General features: G+C 69.8%; 23 protein-coding genes and 1 tRNA gene. 13 read left to right on the top strand and 11 right to left on the bottom strand.

Going from position 1 to position 19,848, the window contains the following annotated elements; all coding sequences use genetic code 11:
- Positions 1 to 20: 20 nt before the first annotated feature.
- From ABCS02_RS20780 to ABCS02_RS20770, 3 genes are all read left to right on the top strand, one after another.
- Positions 21 to 650 (top strand): GNAT family protein, encoded by a 630-nt coding sequence (locus ABCS02_RS20780; protein WP_345837596.1) that lies wholly within the window; start codon positions 21 to 23, stop codon positions 648 to 650.
- Positions 651 to 730: 80 nt separating this feature from the next.
- Complete coding sequence (locus ABCS02_RS20775) at positions 731 to 1,645, top strand: large exoprotein (protein ID WP_345837595.1); 915 nt, start codon at positions 731 to 733, stop codon at positions 1,643 to 1,645.
- A gap of 203 nt (positions 1,646 to 1,848) precedes the next feature.
- Positions 1,849 to 1,921: transfer RNA gene (locus tag ABCS02_RS20770), tRNA-Ala, on the top strand.
- Positions 1,922 to 1,939: 18 nt separating this feature from the next.
- On the opposite strand, the gene ABCS02_RS20765 is transcribed toward ABCS02_RS20770, so the two are convergent.
- Positions 1,940 to 2,797 carry an LLM class F420-dependent oxidoreductase gene (locus ABCS02_RS20765; protein ID WP_345837594.1) on the bottom strand — a complete coding sequence of 286 codons (858 nt, stop codon included), beginning with the start codon at positions 2,795 to 2,797 and terminating at the stop codon, positions 1,940 to 1,942.
- Positions 2,798 to 2,962: 165 nt separating this feature from the next.
- On the opposite strand from ABCS02_RS20765, the gene ABCS02_RS20760 reads away from it, so the two are divergent.
- The gene (locus ABCS02_RS20760) at positions 2,963 to 4,024 is read left to right on the top strand and encodes an NAD(P)-dependent alcohol dehydrogenase (RefSeq protein WP_345837593.1); all 1,062 of its coding nucleotides are present in this window, start codon (positions 2,963 to 2,965) and stop codon (positions 4,022 to 4,024) included.
- Between the two features lie 7 nt (positions 4,025 to 4,031).
- Here the strand turns inward: ABCS02_RS20760 and ABCS02_RS20755 are convergent, their stop codons facing one another.
- Positions 4,032 to 4,505 carry a cupin domain-containing protein gene (locus tag ABCS02_RS20755; RefSeq protein ID WP_345837592.1) on the bottom strand — a complete coding sequence of 158 codons (474 nt, stop codon included), beginning with the start codon at positions 4,503 to 4,505 and terminating at the stop codon, positions 4,032 to 4,034.
- Between the two features lie 68 nt (positions 4,506 to 4,573).
- Positions 4,574 to 5,296 (bottom strand): hypothetical protein, encoded by a 723-nt coding sequence (locus ABCS02_RS20750; RefSeq protein WP_345837591.1) that lies wholly within the window; start codon positions 5,294 to 5,296, stop codon positions 4,574 to 4,576.
- Between the two features lie 19 nt (positions 5,297 to 5,315).
- Between ABCS02_RS20750 and ABCS02_RS20745 the strand changes: the two genes are divergently transcribed.
- Positions 5,316 to 5,795 (top strand): MarR family transcriptional regulator, encoded by a 480-nt coding sequence (locus ABCS02_RS20745; RefSeq protein WP_345837590.1) that lies wholly within the window; start codon positions 5,316 to 5,318, stop codon positions 5,793 to 5,795.
- A 13-nt stretch (positions 5,796 to 5,808) separates the two neighbouring features.
- On the opposite strand, the gene ABCS02_RS20740 is transcribed toward ABCS02_RS20745, so the two are convergent.
- Positions 5,809 to 7,698 carry an ABC transporter ATP-binding protein gene (locus ABCS02_RS20740; protein WP_345837589.1) on the bottom strand — a complete coding sequence of 630 codons (1,890 nt, stop codon included), beginning with the start codon at positions 7,696 to 7,698 and terminating at the stop codon, positions 5,809 to 5,811.
- Positions 7,695 to 8,165 carry a MarR family transcriptional regulator gene (locus tag ABCS02_RS20735; protein ID WP_345837588.1) on the bottom strand — a complete coding sequence of 157 codons (471 nt, stop codon included), beginning with the start codon at positions 8,163 to 8,165 and terminating at the stop codon, positions 7,695 to 7,697. The genes ABCS02_RS20740 and ABCS02_RS20735 overlap by 4 nt, the downstream gene beginning before the upstream one ends.
- Positions 8,166 to 8,220: 55 nt before the next feature.
- On the opposite strand from ABCS02_RS20735, the gene ABCS02_RS20730 reads away from it, so the two are divergent.
- Both ABCS02_RS20730 and ABCS02_RS20725 read left to right on the top strand, forming a co-directional pair.
- Positions 8,221 to 8,892: a DUF1345 domain-containing protein gene (locus tag ABCS02_RS20730; protein WP_345837587.1), complete on the top strand. Its 672-nt coding sequence runs from the start codon at positions 8,221 to 8,223 to the stop codon at positions 8,890 to 8,892.
- Positions 8,893 to 8,942: 50 nt separating this feature from the next.
- A complete protein-coding gene (locus tag ABCS02_RS20725; RefSeq protein WP_345837586.1) occupies positions 8,943 to 9,296 on the top strand; it encodes a VOC family protein in 354 nt (117 codons plus the stop codon).
- Positions 9,297 to 9,302: 6 nt separating this feature from the next.
- Here ABCS02_RS20725 and ABCS02_RS20720 read toward each other — a convergent pair whose 3' ends face one another.
- Positions 9,303 to 10,169 carry an LLM class F420-dependent oxidoreductase gene (locus ABCS02_RS20720; RefSeq protein ID WP_345837585.1) on the bottom strand — a complete coding sequence of 289 codons (867 nt, stop codon included), beginning with the start codon at positions 10,167 to 10,169 and terminating at the stop codon, positions 9,303 to 9,305.
- 67 nt (positions 10,170 to 10,236) lie between these two features.
- Between ABCS02_RS20720 and ABCS02_RS20715 the strand changes: the two genes are divergently transcribed.
- Positions 10,237 to 10,521: an antibiotic biosynthesis monooxygenase gene (locus tag ABCS02_RS20715; RefSeq protein WP_345837584.1), complete on the top strand. Its 285-nt coding sequence runs from the start codon at positions 10,237 to 10,239 to the stop codon at positions 10,519 to 10,521.
- Here ABCS02_RS20715 and ABCS02_RS20710 read toward each other — a convergent pair.
- The 3 genes from ABCS02_RS20710 to ABCS02_RS20700 form a co-directional block, all read right to left on the bottom strand.
- Positions 10,518 to 11,549: an LLM class flavin-dependent oxidoreductase gene (locus ABCS02_RS20710; RefSeq protein ID WP_345837583.1), complete on the bottom strand. Its 1,032-nt coding sequence runs from the start codon at positions 11,547 to 11,549 to the stop codon at positions 10,518 to 10,520. The genes ABCS02_RS20715 and ABCS02_RS20710 overlap by 4 nt on opposite strands.
- Positions 11,546 to 11,917, bottom strand: a complete 372-nt coding sequence (locus tag ABCS02_RS20705; protein WP_345837582.1) for a gamma-glutamylcyclotransferase family protein — start codon at positions 11,915 to 11,917, stop codon at positions 11,546 to 11,548. Before ABCS02_RS20705 ends, ABCS02_RS20710 begins: the two co-directional genes overlap by 4 nt.
- Positions 11,918 to 12,052: 135 nt before the next feature.
- On the bottom strand, positions 12,053 to 13,321 hold the full coding sequence (locus ABCS02_RS20700) for a DUF445 domain-containing protein (RefSeq protein WP_345837581.1): 1,269 nt from the start codon (positions 13,319 to 13,321) through the stop codon (positions 12,053 to 12,055).
- Between the two features lie 65 nt (positions 13,322 to 13,386).
- On the opposite strand from ABCS02_RS20700, the gene ABCS02_RS20695 reads away from it, so the two are divergent.
- Positions 13,387 to 13,659: a metal-sensitive transcriptional regulator gene (locus tag ABCS02_RS20695; protein ID WP_345837580.1), complete on the top strand. Its 273-nt coding sequence runs from the start codon at positions 13,387 to 13,389 to the stop codon at positions 13,657 to 13,659.
- On the opposite strand, the gene ABCS02_RS20690 is transcribed toward ABCS02_RS20695, so the two are convergent.
- Together ABCS02_RS20690 and ABCS02_RS20685 are read right to left on the bottom strand one after the other, a co-directional pair.
- Entirely contained in the window at positions 13,656 to 14,831 is a 1,176-nt protein-coding gene (locus tag ABCS02_RS20690; RefSeq protein WP_345837579.1) for an acyl-CoA dehydrogenase family protein, read from the bottom strand. The genes ABCS02_RS20695 and ABCS02_RS20690 overlap by 4 nt on opposite strands.
- 1 nt (position 14,832) lies before the next feature.
- Positions 14,833 to 15,588 (bottom strand): alpha/beta hydrolase, encoded by a 756-nt coding sequence (locus ABCS02_RS20685; protein WP_345837578.1) that lies wholly within the window; start codon positions 15,586 to 15,588, stop codon positions 14,833 to 14,835.
- A 404-nt stretch (positions 15,589 to 15,992) separates the two neighbouring features.
- On the opposite strand from ABCS02_RS20685, the gene nrdH reads away from it, so the two are divergent.
- The 4 genes from nrdH to nrdF are packed head-to-tail and all read left to right on the top strand — an operon-like array spanning position 15,993 to position 19,844.
- The gene (gene nrdH, locus ABCS02_RS20680; protein ID WP_307216613.1) at positions 15,993 to 16,226 is read left to right on the top strand and encodes a glutaredoxin-like protein NrdH; all 234 of its coding nucleotides are present in this window, start codon (positions 15,993 to 15,995) and stop codon (positions 16,224 to 16,226) included.
- 1 nt (position 16,227) lies between these two features.
- Positions 16,228 to 16,695, top strand: a complete 468-nt coding sequence (nrdI, locus tag ABCS02_RS20675; RefSeq protein ID WP_345837577.1) for a class Ib ribonucleoside-diphosphate reductase assembly flavoprotein NrdI — start codon at positions 16,228 to 16,230, stop codon at positions 16,693 to 16,695.
- Complete coding sequence (gene nrdE / locus ABCS02_RS20670) at positions 16,674 to 18,836, top strand: class 1b ribonucleoside-diphosphate reductase subunit alpha (RefSeq protein ID WP_345837576.1); 2,163 nt, start codon at positions 16,674 to 16,676, stop codon at positions 18,834 to 18,836. The genes nrdI and nrdE overlap by 22 nt, the downstream gene beginning before the upstream one ends.
- Before the next feature lie 33 nt (positions 18,837 to 18,869).
- Entirely contained in the window at positions 18,870 to 19,844 is a 975-nt protein-coding gene (gene nrdF / locus ABCS02_RS20665) for a class 1b ribonucleoside-diphosphate reductase subunit beta (RefSeq protein WP_345837575.1), read from the top strand.
- Positions 19,845 to 19,848: the final 4 nt, after the last annotated feature.

The raw sequence follows: 19,848 nt of genomic DNA, 5'->3' as shown, positions 1-19,848 counted from the left end.
CCGTCGAGGGAGTGGGTGTCGTGGATCTGACGATTCCCCGCGAGCAGGGTCCCGTCGCGATCCGTCTCGTCCGCCAGCGCGATGCGCGGGTGCTGCAGCAGGAGCTGCTGTCCAACCGGTCGTGGCTGCGGCCGTGGGAGGCCACGAGCCCCGACGGCCCGGTCTCGTTCGACATGCGGCTCGGCATCCGCCGTCTGCTGCAGCAGTACCGCGACGGGAACGGTGTGCCGTTCGTCATGGAGTACGACGGCGAGGTCGCCGGGCAGCTCAACGTGTGGGGGATCGCGCGCGGCTCGCTGGCGTCCGCGACGATCGGCTACTGGGTGAGCGAGCGGTTCGCGGGCCGGAACGTCACGCCGACGAGCGTCGCGATGGCGACGGACATCTGCTTCACCGAGCTGCGGCTGCACCGGATGGAGATCTGCATCCGCCCGGAGAACCAGGCGAGCCTGCGCGTCGTCGAGAAGCTCGGGTTCCGATACGAGGGCCTGCGGCGCCGGTACATCCACATCAACGGCGACTGGCGCGACCACTACGCCTTCGCGCTCGTGCGCGAGGAGGTGCCGGAGGGAGTGCTCCGGCGCTGGCTCGACGGACGTGCCCCGGCGGATGCCGCGTCCCGGCCGCCGGAGGACCAGCGTTCCGTCTAGCACGACCTTCCGACACGCGGGTCGGTGACACGCGCGCGGCGTGACGGGGGATGCGCGGCGCGTCCCATACCGTGGGGGGCATGGATGGACAGGTGCTCGGCGGCGGTGTGATCGTGCTCGTCGCGGTCGTCCTCTGGCTCGTCTATCTGCTTCCCTCATGGCACAGCCGGCACCAGTACAACTCCGCCGAGCGCAACGCCGTCCGCCTCAATCAGGCGCTGCGCGTGCTCGCCGAGTCGAGCGAGACGCCCGGCGAGGTGCACCTCGAGCTCAGCGCCCGCACCGCGGCGGCGCAGCAGCGACTCGCCCGGCGTGCGCTGGCCGAGCGCGAGCGCGCGGGCCTCGAGGAGGCGCGCGCCGAGCTGGAGGTCGCCCGGAGCGAGGCCGCGGCCGCGGCCGAGGTGGCGCGCGGGGAGCGCGCAGCCGCCCGGGCTCTGCCCGCGGCGCGGCGTTCCCGCGCACGGCGCCGTGCCCGGCTCGTGACCACGACCATCGGACTCGTGGCGCTCGCCGCCGTGGCCTTCGGTGCGTGGCAGTTCGTCTCCACCGGTGCGCAGGCGCTCCTCTGGTCCGCCGGCGCTCTCACGCTCGTGTGCGCCCTCCTGCTGCAGCGGATGTCGCGGGTGTCGGCGCGCGCGCGTTCGGCCGGCTCCGCCCCGGTCGCCGTCTCCGCCCCTGCTACCGTGCAGGATGTCGCTCTGGAGGCGACGCCCGTCGCGCGGTGGCAGCCGCGGAGCCTGCCCCGCCCGCTCGCGTCGTCCGCCGGATCCCGTGCCGCTGCCGTCCTCGACGCCGAGGCCGCGCGCGATGCGCTGCGGACCGCCGCACGCGAGGAGGCCGCCCGGGAGCGCGCCGCGCGCATCGCGCCGCCCTCGATCGACACGGCGCGCGCCGCCAAGGCCGAGGCCTCCGCGTATGCGCGCATGGGCTACGTCGACGACGCCGAGATCGAGGCGCACGTCCGCGAGCTCCTCGCCCGTCGCGCCGCCGTCTGACCCGCGGCCGCCCGGTGCGAGGCCGCCTGGTGCGGCGCCCCGTCTCCTGACCCGCGGCCGCACAACTCCTGCAATCCGTCGTCGAGGCGGCTCGCACCCCGCGGCATCCCGGCCCGTCTCGGAGCGTGTCCGCCCGGATTGCAGGAGTTGTGCGGCTCGGTGGGCCGGGCTCGTGCGTGGTAGTGTTGTGGGGTTGTTCTCACGGGCCTGTGGCGCAGTTGGTAGCGCGCTTCGTTCGCAATGAAGAGGTCAGGGGTTCGAATCCCCTCAGGTCCACCGTGTGATTGAGTCGGCTCAGGCGAGGCGGCGCTGGGCGTCGGCGAACATGCCGATGATGCGCTGGGGGTCGGTGATGCCGCTGGCGTAGACGTAGGCCGCCGTGAAGCCGAGGTCCGTCAGCTCGAGGCCCGTCGTGACCATGTCGTCGACCGTGGACGAGGGGTCGATGCGGAAGATCGCGGTCTTCTCGATCTCGTCGTAGTCGCGGCCGACCGTGTCGCAGTGGGCCCGCAGCACGTCGAGCTTGTGCGCGGCCTCGGGGGAGGCCCCGATGTTGCACGCGTCGGCGTACTGGGCCACGAGCTTGAGGGTGCGCTTCTCGCCGCCGCCGGCCACCATCAGATACGGGCGCGGCGCGGAGAGGTTCTGCGGCACGTTCAGGGTGCTGCCCAGCTGGTAGTAGGTGCCGTCGTAGGCCTCGTCGGAGTCCGACCACATCTGCGCGCAGATCTGCAGCGCCTCCTCGAGGCGGCTGATGCGCTCGCCGACCGGCGGGAACGGGAAGCCGAGGCCGACGGACTCCTCCTCGTTCCACGCGGCGCCGATGCCGAGGCCGACGCGGCCGCCGGAGAGGACGTTCAGCGTCGAGATCTGCTTGGCGAGCATCGCCGGCTCGCGGTAGATGACGCCGCTCACCAGGGTGTGCAGCAGCGCGTTCTCGGTGTGGGCGGCGAGGAAGCCGAGGGTGGCGTACGCCTCGAGCATGTCGTTCTCCTTGGGCCCCACCCCGCGGATCTGCCAGAAGTGGTCCATCACCGTGATCCGGCGGATGCCGGCCTGCTCGGCCTCTCGGGCGTGGCGGGCCAGGGCCGGGCCGAGCGCGGGAGCGCCGCCCGTCCAGGTGAAGTCGGCGATGTGGAGTCCGAGTTCCATGAAGGTCCTTTCGTGGCGATACCACGAGGCTAAGCGGCCCCCACACCGCGAGGGAGGTACTGGCTTCCCCCCGCAGAGCGGGCCCGACCGACCGTCGGTAGGGCAGTGTGGAGGGGATGCTGCGCCCGGACGGGCGCATTCGCCCTCTCACGAATCGGAGCACGAATGCCCACCACCGTTCACGCGTACGGAGCCCCCGCCGTCGGAGCCCCGCTGGTCCCGGTCGCCATCGAGCGGCGCGACGTCGGTCCCCACGACGTCAAGCTCGACATCCTCTTCTGCGGCATCTGTCACTCCGACATCCACTTCGTCTCCGGCGACTTCGGACCGCTGGCGGTCGAGCCGTTCGTGCCGGGCCACGAGATCGTGGGTGTCGTCACCGAGGTCGGTCCCGAGGTCACGAAGCACAAGGTCGGCGACCGGGTCGGCATCGGTTGCATGGTCGAGTCGTGCCGCACGTGCGAGAACTGCCTGGCCGGCGAGCAGCAGTACTGCGTGAACGGCTCGGTGCTCGTCTTCGGCGGTCTCGACCCGTTCGACGGCACAATCACGCAGGGCGGCTACTCGCAGGAGTACGTGGCGAACGAGGACTACATCGTCCACGTGCCAGAGAGCCTCGACCCGGCCGCCGCGGCGCCGCTGCTGTGCGCGGGCATCACGGTCTACTCGCCGCTGCGGCGCTGGAACACCGGCCCGGGTACCCGCGTCGCGGTCCTCGGCCTCGGCGGCCTCGGTCACCTCGGCGTGAAGATGGCCAAGGCGATGGGCGCGGAGGTCACGGTGCTTTCACGCACGGAGGCGAAGCGCGCCGACGCCCTCGCGCTCGGCGCAGACGACTACTACGCCACGGAGGACCCCGCGGTGTTCGCCCAGCTGTCGAACCGCTTCGACATCGTGTTGAACACCGTCAGCGCCCCGATCGACGTGGATGCCTACCTCGGCACCCTGCGTCGCGAGGGCACGCTGGCGAACGTCGGCCTCACCACGCAGTCGCTGTCGTACAACCCGTTCAGCATCATGACCGCCGGCCGGTCGATCTCTGCCTCGAGCTTCGGCAGCATCCGGGAGACGCAGGAGATGCTCGACTTCGCCGCCGAGCACGGCGTCACCGCGGACATCGAGGTGATCGATGCCGCGCAGGTGAACGATGCGTTCGAGCGCGTGCTGGCGTCGGACGTGCGCTACCGCTTCGTGATCGACAGCGCCACGTACCCCGGCGTCGCCTGACCCCGGGTTACTGGGCGTCGCACTTCGTGAGGTCGGTCTGCGCGAGCGGCTGACCGTCGGGGATCACGTACGTGACGAGCAGCACGACGTCGTCGGTGCCCTCGTTCACGCCCTTGTGGACGTATCCCGATCCCTCGACGATCGCGTCGCCCGTGTGATACACGTGGACGCCGCCGGGGTAGATCGGCGCGTAGTGCGTCAGCGTGCCCTGCTCGACGACGGCGATGAGCTGGCCGGCGTGGCAGTGGTCGCCGGTGCTCGCGCCCGGGTGGAGCGTGATCCGCCGGAACACGACCTGCGATGAGCCGGTGACCTGCACGTCGACGCCGTTCGGGTCCTCGCCCTTCGCGAGGTCCACGGCGGTGACGGGTGCGGTGCTGGTGGGCGAGGGTGACGCGGTCGGGGAGGCGGCACCGTTCGATACGGCGGTGCAGCCGGTGAAGACGAGGGCGCCCACGAGCAGCAGGGCGGATGCGGTCATGCGGGTACGGGACATGCTGCCAGCGTGGCAGAGGATGCCGCCGCGCGAGGGAATCGCCGGCGGCATCCTCATGCGTCGTGGGGGACCTCGGCGTTGCGGGCGGCCCGGTTCGTGGGCAGGAGGAAGCCGATCGCGATGAGCCACAGGCCGCCCCCGAAGCGCGCGATCGGGATGAGGTACTGGAACGGCTCGGCGACGAGGAACAGGAACGACAGCTCCGCCAGCGCCGCGATCACGAGCCCCGTCCACGCGAGCCAGGCGGGCGTGAACCGGAGGATAAGGGCCGGGACCGCGGCGCCCGCGATCAGCAGCCCCATCCCGACGGCGAACGCCGGGCCGCCGAGGAGGAACGCGAGCACGGCGAGCGCCCGCACGAGGGCGGCATCCGTCCACACGTCCGGCAGCGACAGGAGCCACGACACGAGCGCGGAGAATCCGAGCGCGAGCGAGGCGGCGATGCCGCCGAAGTACGCGATCGAGGGCCCCGGGACGCGGACGCCGAGCCGGAGCTGGCGGGCGTAGAGGGTCGCCGCGAAGATGCCGAGCGGCACCGACGCGCCGAACTGGAACAGCGTGCCGACGCGCACGGCGACCTCGTTGCCGGGGTAGCGCGCGAGGAGCTGGTCGAGCGGGACGAACGGGGAGGCGAGCAGGGCTCCGCCGGAGAGCAGGCCCGCGAGGAGGAGGCCGACGAGCGTCAGCGCGAGGGAGACGATCGCCAGCACGCCGAGGTGGGGGCCGCCGCTGCGGCGCGCGCCTCGGGAGGTGTCGGGGTGCGGAATCTGTGTCATACCGAGTATGATTCACGCTATGAATGAATCCGTCAAGCGGGATCACGGACGGCCCTCACGCGTCGGGTTCGCGCTGTCGCAGCTCGGATCCTTCAGCGCGAGCCTGTTCGCGGAGCGGCTCGCACCGCTGGGGCTGACGCCCGCGGCGGCCGGTGTACTGCGCACGATCGCGCGGCGGCCCGGGCTGAGCCAGCGCGCGCTCGCGGCCGAGATCGGGACGGTGCCGAGCCGCGTCGTCGTGCTCGTGGACGGACTCGAGGCCGCCGGCCTCGTGCGCCGCGAGCGCAGCACGGAGGACCGGCGGACCCAGCTGCTGCGGCTCACGGACGCGGGCACTGCCGCGATGGCGGAGATCCGGCTGGCGGCCGAGGGCCAGTCCGCCGCCCTCCTCGGCCCGCTCGAGCCCGCGGACCGGGCCGAGCTCACGCGCCTCCTCGACGCGCTGCTCGCCGCCCACGGGCTCAGCCGCGAGAGCCATCGCGGCTACCGCGAGGGGTGACGCGGCTCGCGCCTCATGCGGCGAGCTCGGGCGACCGGGTCTGCTGGAGGTAGAGCCGGGAGTACGCGCCGCCGGCGGCGAGCAGGTCGGCGTGCGTCCCGTGCTCGACGACGCGCCCGCGCTCGACCACGAAGATCTGGTCCGCGTTCACGATCGTCGAGAGCCGGTGGGCGATCGCGATCGTGGTGCGACCGGATGCCGCGGTGTCGAGGGCCTCCTGCACGACGCTCTCCGAGATCGAGTCGAGCGCGCTCGTGGCCTCGTCCAGCACCAGCACGTCGGGGTCCTTGAGGAGCACGCGCGCGATCGCGATCCGCTGCTTCTCGCCGCCGGAGAGGCGGTATCCGCGCTCGCCGACGACCGTGTCGTAGCCGTCCGGGAAGCCGGAGATCGTGTCGTGGATGTTCGCCTTCCGGCAGGCGTCCTCGAGCTCGGTCTGCGTCGCATCCGTCCGGGCGTAGCGCAGGTTCTCTGCGATCGTCGCGTGGAAGAGGTACGTCTCCTGGCTCACGATGCCGATGTGCGCCATGAGCGAGTCCATCGTGAGGTCGCGGACGTCGTGCCCCGCGACCCGCACGGCGCCGGCGGTCGCCTCGTACAGCCGCGGGATCAGGTACGAGACGGTCGTCTTGCCGGCCCCCGAGGGGCCGACGAACGCGGCATAGGTCCCGGCGGGGATCTGGAACGACACGTCGTCGAGCGTCGAGGTCTCGCCCGGCTTCGCGTCGGGGTAGCGGAAGGTCACGTGGTCGAAGTCGACGCCCACCGCGGTCCGTCCCGCGGGAAGCTCCGCGGCATCCGCGGCGTCCGTGATCGACGGCTTCAGATCGAGGTACTCGAAGATGCGGGCGAAGAGGGCGCCGGAGGTCTGCAGGTCGAGCGCGGTGCGCATGATGCCGACGAGCGGGAAGAGCATCCGCGCCTGCACGGCCGTGAACGCGACGATCGTGCCGGCCGTGATGTCGGTCGCCCCGCCGGTGAGCAGCCAGCCCGCGACGATGTACACGACCACGGGGATGGCGGACAGGAAGACCTGCACCATCCCGAGGAACCACTGCCCGCTCATCGCCTGCCGCACCTGGAGGCCGACCTGCCGGTCGTTCTCCGCTCCGTAGCGGGCGATCTCGCCCTTCGGCCGGTTGAACGACTTCGCGAGCAGGATGCCGGACACCGACAGCGACTCCTGCGTGATCGCGGTCATCTCCGACAGGCTCTCCTGCGTCTGGGCGGCGATGCGCGCGCGCACCTGCCCGACGCGCCGCTGCACGAGGACGAGCAGCGGCATCAGCACGATCGACACGATCGCGAGCTGCCAGTTCAGCAGGAACATCGCGACGAGCGCCGCGGCGACCTGCACGAAGTTGCCGAGGACGCTCGACACCGTGTTCGAGAGCACGCCGGCGACACCGCCGACATCGTTCTGCAGGCGGGACTGGATGATGCCGGTCTTCGTGCGCGTGAAGAAGCTGAGCTCCATCGCCTGCAGGTGCGTGAACAGCCGCACGCGCAGGTCGCCCATGACCTTGTTTCCCACGGTCGCCGTGAGGTATGTCTGCCAGACCGCGAGAAGCGTCGAGACGAGGTAGATGACGATCATCGCGACCGACAGCTCGATCAGCAGCGGCATCACGACGCCGCCGGATGCCGGGAACAGGGCGTCGTCGAACAGGGACTGTGTCAGCAGCGGGGGCAGCACCGTGAGCCCGGCGCTCGCGAGGACGAGCGCGGCGGTGAGGATCAGAGCGGCCCGGTGCGGCCGGAAGAGCAAGCTGGTGCGGCGCAGGAGATGGTCGATCTTCGGCGCCTGCGCGTTGAGCGCGCGCTGCGCCGCGGCATCCCCGCCCGAGATCGGCGTGCGTCGCACCGCGCCCACGCGGGTCATGCCTCCGTGCATGTTGCTCATCCGCGCACCTCTTCCTTCTCCGCGGCGTGGGTTCCGAGGCGGGGGGCAGCCGCGGCCATCCGCTCGAGCAGGTCGCCCGTCGCGAACAGCAGAGCCCGCTCTCGCGGGTCGAGTGTCGTCGCGATCGCCTCGCGCAGCCACTCCTCGCGACCCTCGCGGGACCGCTCGCACACCGTGCGCCCGCGGTCGGAGAGGATGACGCGCACGCGTCGCGCGTCATCCGGATCGCGCTCGCGGCGCACGAGCCCGGCCGTCTCCAGCTCGCGCAGGATCGGCGCGACGTTCGACGACGTCATCCCGAGCAGTTCGGCGACGGCGCCCGGGGTGGTGGGGCCGCCGGCGCGGAAGATCAGGTGCAGCAGGCGCACGGCGCCGCGCGACAGTCCCTCCACGAGGGGCTGCTCGGTGCGCAGCCGTCGCACGAAGGTGCGCAGCTGCGTCTGGAACCTCACGACGTCATCGCTCATCATTACTATTTTACATAGCTATTTGCGAGGAGCGCCGCGCCCCTACGATGGGCGGATGCAGCACTCGCGGATGACGACGATCGGCGTGCTCGTGCTGCGGTCACTGGACCTCGTCGCTCAGCTGCTGCTCATCGTCTTCGGGACCCAGTTCATCCTCACCGAGGACGAATCGCCGGAGGGGTTCTTCCTCTGGCTGTTCGGGTTCTGCGTCGTCGGCTCGCTGTACTGGCTCGCCGCGGTCATCGTCGCGTGGCGCAGCGCGGTGCGGCCGCTGGCGCAGACCGCGCCGATCGCGGACGCGCTCGACCGCTGGCCGCTCGTCCGGTTCGTCGCGGGCTTCGCGACGTTCATCGCGAGCGCGATGGGCATCTGGTCGGCGAGCGTGCTGCTGGGCCTGCGCGACAACGAGCAGTGGGGACCGGCGATCACGTTCGTCGCCGTCTGGGCGATGCTGCTGTCGTGGGCGCTCTTCCACTGGGGGTTCGCGCGCATCTATCAGCGCAGCTACGGGCGCTCCGATCGGCCTCCGCTGATCTTCCCGGGCACGGAGCATCCGCGCCTCGTGGACTTCCTCTACTTCTCGTTCACGAACGCGACGGCGTTCTCGGTGTCCGACGTCTCGGTCGCGACGACCCGGATGCGGTGGACGGTCATGTGGCACACGACGATCAGCTTCTTCCTCAACGCGCTCATCATCGTCCTGGCCATCAACACGATCACACGGTGACCTGCGGGCGCCGCTAGGCTGCTCTCGATCCCAGTTCAAGGAGGAGCCTCATGTCCGACGCGCAGGTGCGAATGGTCGTTCTGTCCACCGACGACCTCGACGGGTCGATCAAGTTCTACACGGAGACGCTCGGCTTCCCGCTGAAGTTCCGTGACGGGAACCACTACGCCGCGCTCGACGGCGGCTCGATCACGATCGGCCTCGCGACGGCGATCGACCACCCGATCCCCGGCCAGGTCGTCGTCGGCATCAAGACCGACGACGTGGACGGCTTCGCGGCGGCGACCGACGAGGCCGGCGGCGGGATCGCGAAGGGTCCGTACGACGACGCGCACGAGCGTCGCGCGGTCGTCTACGACAACCAGGGCAACGGCCTCGTCTTCTACAAGACGCTCCAGCGCTGACCCCGGTCAGAGCTCCGCGAGGGCGGGGATGACCTCCTCGGAGAGCTTCTCCGCCCACTCGCGCTGATGCTCGCGGCGCGCGCCGAACACGACCAGGTCGATGCCGGCGTCCGCCAGCCGCTCCATCGTCGGCAGGAAGTCCGGCGCATCCGGGTCGAGGACCGTGGCCATGGCCTGCTTCTCGATCGCGTCGTAGTCCGTGCCCAGGGTGTCGCAGTGGCCGCGGAGCACACCGAGCAGCCGCGTGATCTCGTCCGGGTCGGATGAGGTCAGATTGACGATCTGCGCGTACTGCGCCGCGATCCGCAGGGTCTTCTTCTCCCCGCGGCCGCCGATCATGAGGGGCGGGTGCGGGCGGCTCGCGGCCTGAGGGCTGTTGATCGTCTCGGCGAGCCGGTAGTGGGTGCCGTCGTAGGCACCCTCGTCCTCGCTCCACATCTGCAGCGCGATCTGGACCGCCTCCTCCAGCCGCTCGAAGCGCTCCTTCATGACGGGGAAGGGGACGCCGAGCGCGTCGTGCTCGCGGTCGTACCAGGCGGCGCCGATGCCGAGCGCCGCGCGGCCGCCGCTCAGGACGTCCAGCGTCGTGACGATCTTCGCGAGAAGGCCCGGATGCCGGTAGGTGACGCCGGTGACGAGGGGCGTGAGGCGCATGCGGGACGTGAGCGCCGCGACGAAGCCGAGCGTCGTGTACGCCTCCAGCATCGGCTCGCGGAGGTCCCCGACCCGCTCCATCTGGAACCAGTGGTCCATGACGGTGAACTGATCGAAGCCGCCCGCCTCTGCGACCTGCGCGGTCTCGGCGAGCGTGGAGGGGATCGTGGCCGGGCCCCCGGCCGTCGTGAAGTTCCAGAAGTGGAGTCCGGCACGCATGGACTCAGCGTAGGCCCGGCCCGCTGTCGGCGCTCCGAACGGCAGCCGTAGAGGACAGAATGGAGCGATGACAACCGTGACGCTCGAGGGGCTGCTCGTCTGTCGCGATGCGGATGACGCGGCCCTCGTCGCCGAGCTCCTGCCTACCCACATCGCGCTCACGCGCGCGGAGGCCGGGTGCCTCTCGTTCGTCGTCGTCGCGACGGACGATCCGCTCGTCTGGAGTGTGAGCGAGCGATTTTCCGACCCGGCATCGTTCCGATCACATCAGGCGCGGGTCGCGTCGAGCGAGTGGGGCGCCGCGACCGCCTCCATCGAGCGTCGCTATGTCGTCACCGGACTCGACGATTAGCGCCAGCCGAGGGCCGGGGCCACGTGCGTCAGGATCGCGTCCAGGGCATGCAGGTTGTACTCGACCCCGAGCTGGCTCGGGATCGTGAGCAGCAGGGTATCGGCCGCGGCGATCGCCTCGTCCTCGCGTAGTTCCTCGATCAGTCGGTCCGGCGGGCCGGCGTAGGAGCGGCCGAAGATCGCGCGGCCGGTGTCCGGGATGCTGCCGACCTGGTCCGCGCCGCCGCGCTCGCGGCCGAAGAACCGCCAGTCCCGCTCGTCGACGAGCGCGAAGATGGATCGGCTCACGGAGACGCGCGGCTCGCGCTCGTGCCCGGCCTCTTTCCACGCCTCGCGGAATACCTCGATCTGCTTCCGCTGCTGCACGTGGAAGGGCTCGTCCGACTCGTAGAGCTTCAGCGTCGAGCTCTGCAGGTTCATCCCGAGCTGCGCCGCCCAGCGGGCGGTGGCGTCCGAGGCGGATCCCCACCAGATGCGATCCCGCAGGCCCGGCGACTGGGGCTCGATGCCGAGCGCGCCGGGGTGGGGGTTGGGGAACATCGGGCTCGGGTTGGGCTCCGCGAACTGCGCGCCCGAGATCACCTGGAGGAAGGTCTCGATGCTGGTGCGCGCGAGCTGCTCGCCGGCGGGATCGTCGTCGCCGGGGATGTGCCCGAAGTAGCGGAATCCGTCGATCACCTGCTCGGGGGAGCCGCGCGAGATCCCGAGCTGCAGGCGGCCGCCGGAGATGAGGTCGGCCGCTCCCGCATCCTCCGCGGCGTAGAGCGGGTTCTCGTACCGGAAGTCGATGACGCCCGTGCCGATCTCGATCCGTGAGGTGCGCGCCCCGATCGCCGCGAGCAGGGGGAACGGGCTCGCGTGCTGCCGCGCGAAGTGGTGCACGCGGAAGTAGGCGCCGTCGATGCCGATCTCCTCGGCCGCGACGGCGAGCTCGATCGCCTGCAGCAGTGCGTCGGACGCCGTGCGCGTCTCGCTGAACGGGCCCTCCGACCAGTGGCCGAAGGAGAGGTATCCGATCGACTTCGTCACGAGGGGAGGATCCCCGGGGCGGTCGCGGGCAGGTAGATCCACGCTTCCCGGCCGCTGGCGAGCGTGATGGCCGCCCGCCGGTAGAGCGAGACCTCGTACTCGTCGGCGGCGACCAGCTCCGCCTCGCTCACCCGCAGCACGACGCCGGTGACCTTGTCGCGCGGATCCCCGGTCGCCCGCACGATGGGGTGCACGGCCTCCCCGGAGAGCTCGACCACCCGCGGATCCGTGATCTCCACGTAGTCGATCGTGTAGCGCTCGAGCGTGTCGGGCTCCGAGTCGAGCAGCCGCCCGAACGTGTCCAGCTGCACCCCGGGGTACTGGAGCGTCCCGTATGTGAAGAGGAACTGGTCGGCAGGCTCGGTCACGCCGCCAGGCTACCGGTCCCCCTGACCCGTGAGAACGCGCTTGTGTCATGAAAACGGGCGGATTTCGTGACATACACGCGTTCTCAGCGGGAGGGGGACCGGGCCGGAGCGGACGGGGGCCGGAGGGGGATCGGGTCAGAGGAGGGCCTGGGCCACGGCGTAGATCACGAGGCCGGCGAGGGAGCCGACGATCGTGCCGTTCAGCCGGATGTACTGGAGGTCGCGGCCGACCATGAGCTCGATCTTCTCCGTGGTCTCGGCGGGATCCCAGCGCTCGATCGTGTCCGTGATGATCGAGGCGATGTCGTGCCGGTACCGCTCGACGAGCACCACCGCCGCCCCGATGAGCCAGTCGTCGAGTCGGCGCTGGAGCCCGGCATCCGTCTCCAGGCGAACGCCGACGTCCTGGAGGATGCTGCGCGCCCGGGCGCGCAGTTCGCTCGCCGGATCATCCAGCGCCGCCAGCAGGCCGCGCCGCGCCGCGTCCCACGCGCGCCCGGCGAGATCGCGCACGCGCGGACTGTCGAAGATGCTCGCCTTCGCGTCCTCCAGCATCCCGATCGTGCGGGGGTCGTGCTGCAGCTGCTCGGCAAGCCGCGCGAGATAGTCGTCGAGTGCCCGGCGGGCGGGATGGTCGGGATCGGCCCGCACGGTCATCACGAACTGGGTCGCCTCACGGTAGACCGCCTCGTCGACGAGCCGCTGCGCGATGCGCGGCGCCCACGACGGCAGCCGCCCGGACACGAGCCCCGAGAAGGCGTCCGGATGCCGCCGCAGCCAGTTCGCCAGCGTGTCCACGGCGAGGTCGACGGCGCCGTGGTGCGCGCCGGACGCGATGACCTGCGCGAGCCGCTCGCCCAGCGGCGGCGCCCACTCCGGCACGATGAGGTGCTCGCGCGCGAGACTCTCGAGCACCTCGCCCACCTCCTCGTCGTCGAGCGCGCGCAGCGTCGTGCCGGCGAGGAGGGATGCCTCGGCCACGACGCGCTCCGCGTGCGGCTCCTCGGCGAGCCACGTCCCGATCCGGGGCGCGAGCGACGCCTCGGACAGGCGCGTGCGCACGACCTCGGCGGACAGGAAGTTCGTCTCCACGAACTCGCCCAGCGCCCGGCCGATCTCGTCCTTCCGCGTGGGGATGATCGCGGTGTGCGGGATCGGCAGGCCGAGCGGACGGCGGAACAGCGCCGTCACGGCGAACCAGTCCGCGAGCGCGCCGACCATGCCGCCCTCCGCCGCGGCGCGCACGTAGGCGACCCAGGGGTACTGCTCCTGCAGCGCGAACGCGAGGGCGAACACGATCGCGAGCGCGACGAGCGCCGCGGTCGCGATCGCCTGCATCCGGCGCAGCGCGCGACGCCGCGCTCGATCCGCGGGACTCAGCAGCGCGGTGGGCGTGCGCACCATGCCCGGCTCCTTCCCTCCGGTTCGGGGATCCCCTCACCCGGTTCCGCCGGGGGTAGCCTGGCGGCGTGATCGACGACATCAAGAAGCGCGCCCTGCATCGTACGAGCATTCTCGAGGGCCAGGTGCGCGGGCTCGCGAAGATGATCGAGAACGAGGACTACTGCATGGACATCATCGCGCAGTCTCGCGCGATCCAGCGGGCGCTCGAGTCGCTCAATCGGCTCCTGCTCGAGAACCACCTCCGCACGCACGTCACCGACATGTTCGAGGAGGGCGGCGAGCAGCGCGACCACGCCGTCGCCGAGCTGCTGAAGGCGTTCGACTTCGACGGCCGCTAGGGCTGCCCAGGCTCCAGCGGACCGAGCCACGCCGTCGCGACCGTGGCGTGCGCCGACTCGGGATCGGACGGGTGGAACGCGCCGGCCAGAACGTCGCGCGCGAGGCGGCTCAGCTCGTTCGCGGAGAAGAAGGAGGCGCCGCCGGCCACGAGCATCGCCTCGTCCACCACGGACTTCGCGGTCGTGACGGCCCGATGCTTGACGCCGGCGAGCAGCGAGAACCAGCGCGCGCCGTGGTCGACGAGCCCATCGACGTCGGCCGTGAGGCTCGCGAGCTGCGGGGGCAGCGCGTCGTACGCGAGCGCCATGTCCGCGATGCGCCACCGGATGTCGGGATCCTGGCTGTAGGCCTCGCCTGTCCGCTTCGAGCGTCGCCCGTTCGCCGCCTCGACGGCGAGGTCGAGCGCGCGCCGCGCGATCCCCGTGTACACGGAGGCGAGGAGCAGCTCGAACACGCTGAAGATGCCGAACACGATCGGATCGGGGTTCGGCCCGGGCGGGATGCGGCGCACGACCCGATCAGCGGGGGCGTGCGCCGAGCGGAGCTCGGTCGTGCGGCTCTGCGTCGCGCGCATCCCGAGCGTGTCCCAGTCGTCGCGCGTGACGACGGCATCCGTCCGCGGCACGAACGCGTAGACCATCCGCGGTGCGTCCGGGGAAGTCGTGTCGAGGCCGTGGAGGCCGAGCTGCGTCCACACCGGGGCGAGCGACGTGAAGATCTTCGTGCCCGTGAAGGCGTAGCCCCCGTCCGCCTGCGGGGCGGCATCCGTGTCGCTGCCGAACAGCACGAGGTCGTTGCCCGCCTCGCTGATGCCGAACGCGAAGATCTCGCCGGCGACGGCGCCCTCGTGGACGAAGCGGAGCGTGTCGATGCCGCGATCGGCGAGCACCTTCGCGACGCCGGTCCACACGAGGTGCATGTTGATCGCGAGGGCCGTCGCGGGCGCGGCCGTCGCCAGGCGCTGCTGCAGGACGGATGCCTCCGCCAGGCCGAGTCCGCCGCCGCCGAGCTCGCGCGGCGCCAGGATCGCGAGGTATCCGCGGTCGCGGAGCTTGGCGAGGTCCTCGTCCGGGAACGTGTTCTCGCGGTCGTGGACGGCGGCGCGCTCGCGGAAGCGCGCGAGCAGCTCGTCCGGCAGCAGAGCTGTCGGATCGAACGGCGTGACGCTCATGTCAGGCCTTGAGGGCCTCGAACAGCGCGGCGACGGTGGCCTCGGGCTCGTCGCGGTGCGGGGAGTGGCCCGCGTCGGGCACGACCGTCATCGAGCACAGCGGGTTCGTGAGCACGTCCTGCACGACCTGCCCGGTGAAGATGCTGTGCACGCGGGGGTCGGCGGCGATGACGCGCGTCGGCACGGTCAGTCGCGCGGCCGCGCCACGCAGGTCCCACTCCGCGTTCTGCGTGCTCGTCTGCTCGATCGCCCAGCGGCTGGCCTGGCGGGTCGCGAGCGCCTTCAGCTCGATGTCCTGCGGATGCCAGTTCGGGTGCTCGGTCCACACGGCGTCGACCGTGGGATCGGCGAACGCGGCCTCCTGGCTCTTGCGGATCGTCTCGCGCTCGCTGGAGGACATCTGCAGCGCCGGGTCCACCAGGATGAGGCGCCGGGTCCAGTGCGCGTCGTCGGCGGCGACGAGCGTGACGGCCGCGCCGCCGAGCGAGTGCCCGAGCACGAGGTCCCACACGCCGTCGGCCGACCGCAGCTCGGCCAGGTCGCTCGCGTACGCGGCGAGCGTGTAGTCGAGGGTGCGGGGCGCCGTCCCGTGACCGCGGAGGTCGACGGCGAGCGCGTACCAGCCCGCCTCGGCAAGGGCCACGCCATAGCGCCACATGAGGGCGCCGCTGGAGCCGAGGCCGTGGACGAGGAGCGCTTGACGTTCGGCGCCCGGGTCGCCCCAGGCGACGCGGGGAAGGGTCACGGGTGCGGACACGACGGAAATCCTACGCGTCTGCTGAGACCTCGGACGCGCGCGCGACCAGCGTCGTCACGGACGCGCGACACGCCGAAGGGTGCGGGGGAGCGAAATCCCCATGTCGGTGGGGGTGATTAGGTTCGGCCCTGTGGACAGGTCGCTCGCTGGCTCGCGAAAGAGCCGGTTTCCAGCGCTTTTCCAGGTTCGCAGGCGATCCGCCGCCTGTGGATGAATCGGTGGACAACGTGTGTTGTACCTGGGGACAGCGGTGGAGAACTACACGAATGTAACTACTAGCCCTTGTGGTGCTTCCCCGTGTCGGCACCCATATGTAGTATTGAGACTCCCGGTGGTGGTCGCACCGGGATCCGGCCCGAAGGGCGGACGGGAAGAGACGACCACGGGGAAAGAAGGAGACGGATATGGCGATCACGGTCTACACGAAGCCGTCCTGCGTCCAGTGCACCGCGACGTACCGCGCGCTGGACTCCAAGGGCATCGAATACGAGATTCACGACCTCTCGGAGGACCCGGCGGCCCTCGAGCAGGTCAAGGCGCTGGGCTACCTGCAGGCGCCGGTCGTCATCACCGATGAGGACCACTGGTCGGGCTTCCGTCCCGACAAGATCGACGAGCTCGCCTCTCGTCTGGCCTGACATGAGCGTCGCGGTCGCCGAGCGCGTGGGCGCGACCGCATCGGCCGATTCGGTCCCGCTCCTGGTCTACTTCTCGAGCGTGTCGGGCAACACGGCACGGTTCATCGAGAAGCTCGGCCTTCCTGCCCGGCGCATTCCGCTCCAGCCCTCCGACTCTCCGCTCGTCGTCGACGAGCCGTATGTCCTGGTCACCCCCACCTACGGGGGCGGCCAGGGCCGGGGGGAGGAGAAGGGGGCCGTCCCACGGCAGGTCATCCGGTTCCTCAACGACGAGCGCAACCGGAGCAACATCCGCGGGGTCATCTCCGCGGGCAACACGAACTTCGGCGAGTCCTTCGGGGCCGCCGGAGACATCATCAGCCGCAAGTGTCATGTGCCGCACTTGTACCGGCTCGAACTGTTCGGCACACCGGAAGACGTCGATCGCGTGAGCGGGGGATTGGAACGATGGTGGATGCAGCAGCGCTGACCAGCGAGAAGGACTTCAAGACCGAGGCGCGTTTCGAGGGGATGGACTACCACTCCCTCAACGCGATGCTGAACCTCTACGGCCCGGACGGGAAGATCCAGTTCGACGCCGACCGGCGGGCGGCCCGGGAGTACTTCCTGCAGCACGTCAACCAGAACACGGTCTTCTTCCACTCCCTCCAGGAGCGTCTCGACTACCTCGTGGAGAAGGAGTACTACGAGCCGACCGTGCTCGAGAAGTACCCGTTCGTCTTCATCCGCGACCTCCACGACCGTGCGTACGGGAAGAAGTTCCGCTTCGACACGTTCCTGGGCGCCTTCAAGTACTACACGAGCTACACGCTCAAGACGTTCGACGGCAAGCGCTATCTCGAGCGCTTCGAGGACCGCGTCGTCATGACCGCGCTCGCGCTCGCCGACGGCGACCAGGCCGTGGCGACCCAGCTCGTCGACGAGATCATCTCCGGCCGCTTCCAGCCGGCGACCCCGACGTTCCTCAACGCCGGCAAGGCCCAGCGCGGCGAGCTCGTCTCGTGCTTCCTCCTGCGCATCGAGGACAACATGGAGTCGATCTCGCGCGGCATCAACTCCTCGCTGCAGCTCTCCAAGCGCGGCGGCGGCGTCGCGCTGCTCCTCTCCAACATCCGCGAGTCCGGCGCTCCGATCAAGCAGATCGAGAACCAGTCGAGCGGGATCATCCCGGTCATGAAGCTCCTCGAAGACAGCTTCAGCTACGCGAACCAGCTCGGCGCGCGCCAGGGCGCGGGCGCGGTGTACCTCTCGGCGCACCACCCCGACATCCTCCGCTTCCTGGACACGAAGCGCGAGAACGCCGACGAGAAGATCCGCATCAAGACGCTGTCGCTCGGCGTCGTCATCCCGGACATCACGTTCGAGCTCGCCCGCAACGGCGAGGACATGTACCTCTTCTCCCCGTACGACGTGGAGCGTGTCTACGGCATCCCGTTCGGCGACATCTCGGTCACCGAGAAGTACCGCGAGATGGTCGATGATCCGCGCATCAAGAAGACGAAGATCAACGCGCGCGAGTTCTTCCAGACGCTCGCCGAGATCCAGTTCGAGTCGGGCTACCCGTACATCATGTTCGAGGACACGGTGAACCGGCAGAACCCGATCGCCGGGCGGATCAACATGTCCAACCTCTGCAGCGAGATCCTGCAGGTGAACACGCCGACCACGTACAACGAGGACCTCTCGTACGCCGAGATCGGCAAGGACATCTCCTGCAACCTCGGCTCGATGAACATCGCGCTGGCGATGGACGGCGGCGACCTCGGCACCACGGTGGAGACCGCGATCCGGGCGCTCACCGCCGTGAGCAACCAGAGCCACATCGCGTCGGTGCGCTCGATCGAGGATGGCAACGACCGTTCGCACGCGATCGGCCTCGGGCAGATGAACCTCCACGGCTACCTCGCGCGCGAGCACGTGCGCTACGGGTCGGAGGAGGGCGTCGACTTCACGAACATCTACTTCTACACGGTGCTCTTCCACGCCCTGCGCGCCTCCAACCGGCTCGCGATCGAGCGCGGGACCGCGTTCGACGGCTTCGCCGACTCGACCTACGCGTCGGGCGAGTTCTTCGACAAGTACACGGATGTCGAGTGGGCGCCGGCCACGGAGCGCGTGCGCGAGCTGTTCGCGGGCCAGCACATCCCGACGCAGGACGACTGGCGGGAGCTCGCCGCCAGCATCCAGCAGCACGGCATCTACAACCAGAACCTGCAGGCCGTGCCGCCGACCGGGTCGATCTCGTACATCAACAACTCCACGAGCTCGATCCACCCCATCGCGTCGAAGATCGAGATCCGCAAGGAGGGCAAGCTCGGCCGCGTCTACTACCCGGCGCCGTTCATGACGAACGACAACCTGGAGTACTACGAGGACGCGTACGAGATCGGCTACGAGAAGGTCATCGACACGTACGCCGCCGCCAGCCAGCACGTCGACCAGGGCCTGTCGCTGACGCTGTTCTTCAAGGACACCGCGACCACGCGCGACATCAACAAGGCCCAGATCTACGCCTGGAAGAAGGGCATCAAGACGATCTACTACATCCGCCTGCGCCAGATGGCCCTCGAGGGCACCGAGGTCGAGGGCTGCGTCAGCTGCATGCTCTGATCCCCTGATCAGCGACTATTTTTGAGGAAAGACATGACGGAGAAGCTCAAGCTGATCGACCACGTGCAGGCGATCAACTGGAACCGCATCGAGGACGACAAGGACCTCGAGGTGTGGAACCGCCTCGTGAACAACTTCTGGCTGCCCGAGAAGGTGCCGCTGTCGAACGACGTGCAGTCGTGGAACACGCTCACCCCCGAGGAGCAGACCCTCACGATGCGGGTGTTCACGGGGCTCACGCTCCTCGACACGATCCAGGGCACGGTCGGCGCGGTGTCCCTGATCCCGGATGCGCTGACGCCTCACGAGGAGGCGGTGTACACGAACATCGCGTTCATGGAATCGGTGCACGCGAAGTCCTACTCGTCGATCTTCTCGACGCTGTGCTCGACCAGGGAGATCGACGAGGCCTTCCGCTGGTCGGTGGAGAACGAGAACCTCCAGAAGAAGGCGCAGATCGTCATGGAGTACTACCGCGGCGATGAGCCGCTGAAGCGGAAGGTCGCCTCGACGCTGCTCGAGTCCTTCCTCTTCTACTCCGGGTTCTACCTCCCGATGCACTGGTCCTCGCGCGCGAAGCTGACGAACACGGCCGACCTCATCCGCCTCATCATCCGCGACGAGGCCGTGCACGGGTACTACATCGGCTACAAGTTCCAGAAGGGGCTCGAGCGGGTCTCCGAGGCGGAGCGTCAGGATGTCAAGGACTACGCGTTCTCGCTCCTCTACGAGCTCTACGACAACGAGGTGCAGTACACGCAGGACCTCTACGACGGCGTCGGCTTGACCGAGGACGTGAAGAAGTTCCTGCACTACAACGCCAACAAGGCCCTCATGAACCTGGGCTACGAGGCGATGTTCCCCGCGACCGTGACGGATGTGAATCCCGCGATCCTGTCCGCCCTGTCGCCGAACGCCGACGAGAACCACGACTTCTTCAGCGGCTCCGGCTCCTCGTACGTGATCGGCAAGGCCGTCGCGACCGAGGACGAGGACTGGGACTTCTAAGTCG

This window comes from Microbacterium sp. X-17 (assembly GCF_039615055.1).
The sequence above is the reverse complement of the archived record's forward strand: the minus strand, read 5'-3'. Positions and strand labels throughout refer to the sequence as shown.

Bases quoted from the DNA above. Each gene is read 5' to 3' on its own strand.
- ABCS02_RS20775 (WP_345837595.1), top strand. From the start codon at position 731: ATGGATGGACAGGTGCTCGGCGGCGGTGTGATCGTGCTCGTCGCGGTC.
- ABCS02_RS20765 (WP_345837594.1), bottom strand. From the start codon at position 2,797: ATGGAACTCGGACTCCACATCGCCGACTTCACCTGGACGGGCGGCGCT.
- ABCS02_RS20760 (WP_345837593.1), top strand. From the start codon at position 2,963: ATGCCCACCACCGTTCACGCGTACGGAGCCCCCGCCGTCGGAGCCCCG.
- ABCS02_RS20755 (WP_345837592.1), bottom strand. From the start codon at position 4,505: ATGACCGCATCCGCCCTGCTGCTCGTGGGCGCCCTCGTCTTCACCGGC.
- ABCS02_RS20750 (WP_345837591.1), bottom strand. From the start codon at position 5,296: ATGACACAGATTCCGCACCCCGACACCTCCCGAGGCGCGCGCCGCAGC.
- ABCS02_RS20745 (WP_345837590.1), top strand. From the start codon at position 5,316: ATGAATGAATCCGTCAAGCGGGATCACGGACGGCCCTCACGCGTCGGG.
- ABCS02_RS20740 (WP_345837589.1), bottom strand. From the start codon at position 7,698: ATGAGCAACATGCACGGAGGCATGACCCGCGTGGGCGCGGTGCGACGC.
- ABCS02_RS20735 (WP_345837588.1), bottom strand. From the start codon at position 8,165: ATGAGCGATGACGTCGTGAGGTTCCAGACGCAGCTGCGCACCTTCGTG.
- ABCS02_RS20730 (WP_345837587.1), top strand. From the start codon at position 8,221: ATGCAGCACTCGCGGATGACGACGATCGGCGTGCTCGTGCTGCGGTCA.
- ABCS02_RS20725 (WP_345837586.1), top strand. From the start codon at position 8,943: ATGTCCGACGCGCAGGTGCGAATGGTCGTTCTGTCCACCGACGACCTC.
- ABCS02_RS20720 (WP_345837585.1), bottom strand. From the start codon at position 10,169: ATGCGTGCCGGACTCCACTTCTGGAACTTCACGACGGCCGGGGGCCCG.
- ABCS02_RS20715 (WP_345837584.1), top strand. From the start codon at position 10,237: ATGACAACCGTGACGCTCGAGGGGCTGCTCGTCTGTCGCGATGCGGAT.
- ABCS02_RS20700 (WP_345837581.1), bottom strand. From the start codon at position 13,321: ATGGTGCGCACGCCCACCGCGCTGCTGAGTCCCGCGGATCGAGCGCGG.
- ABCS02_RS20690 (WP_345837579.1), bottom strand. From the start codon at position 14,831: ATGAGCGTCACGCCGTTCGATCCGACAGCTCTGCTGCCGGACGAGCTG.
- nrdH (WP_307216613.1), top strand. From the start codon at position 15,993: ATGGCGATCACGGTCTACACGAAGCCGTCCTGCGTCCAGTGCACCGCG.
- nrdI (WP_345837577.1), top strand. From the start codon at position 16,228: ATGAGCGTCGCGGTCGCCGAGCGCGTGGGCGCGACCGCATCGGCCGAT.
- nrdE (WP_345837576.1), top strand. From the start codon at position 16,674: ATGGTGGATGCAGCAGCGCTGACCAGCGAGAAGGACTTCAAGACCGAG.
- nrdF (WP_345837575.1), top strand. From the start codon at position 18,870: ATGACGGAGAAGCTCAAGCTGATCGACCACGTGCAGGCGATCAACTGG.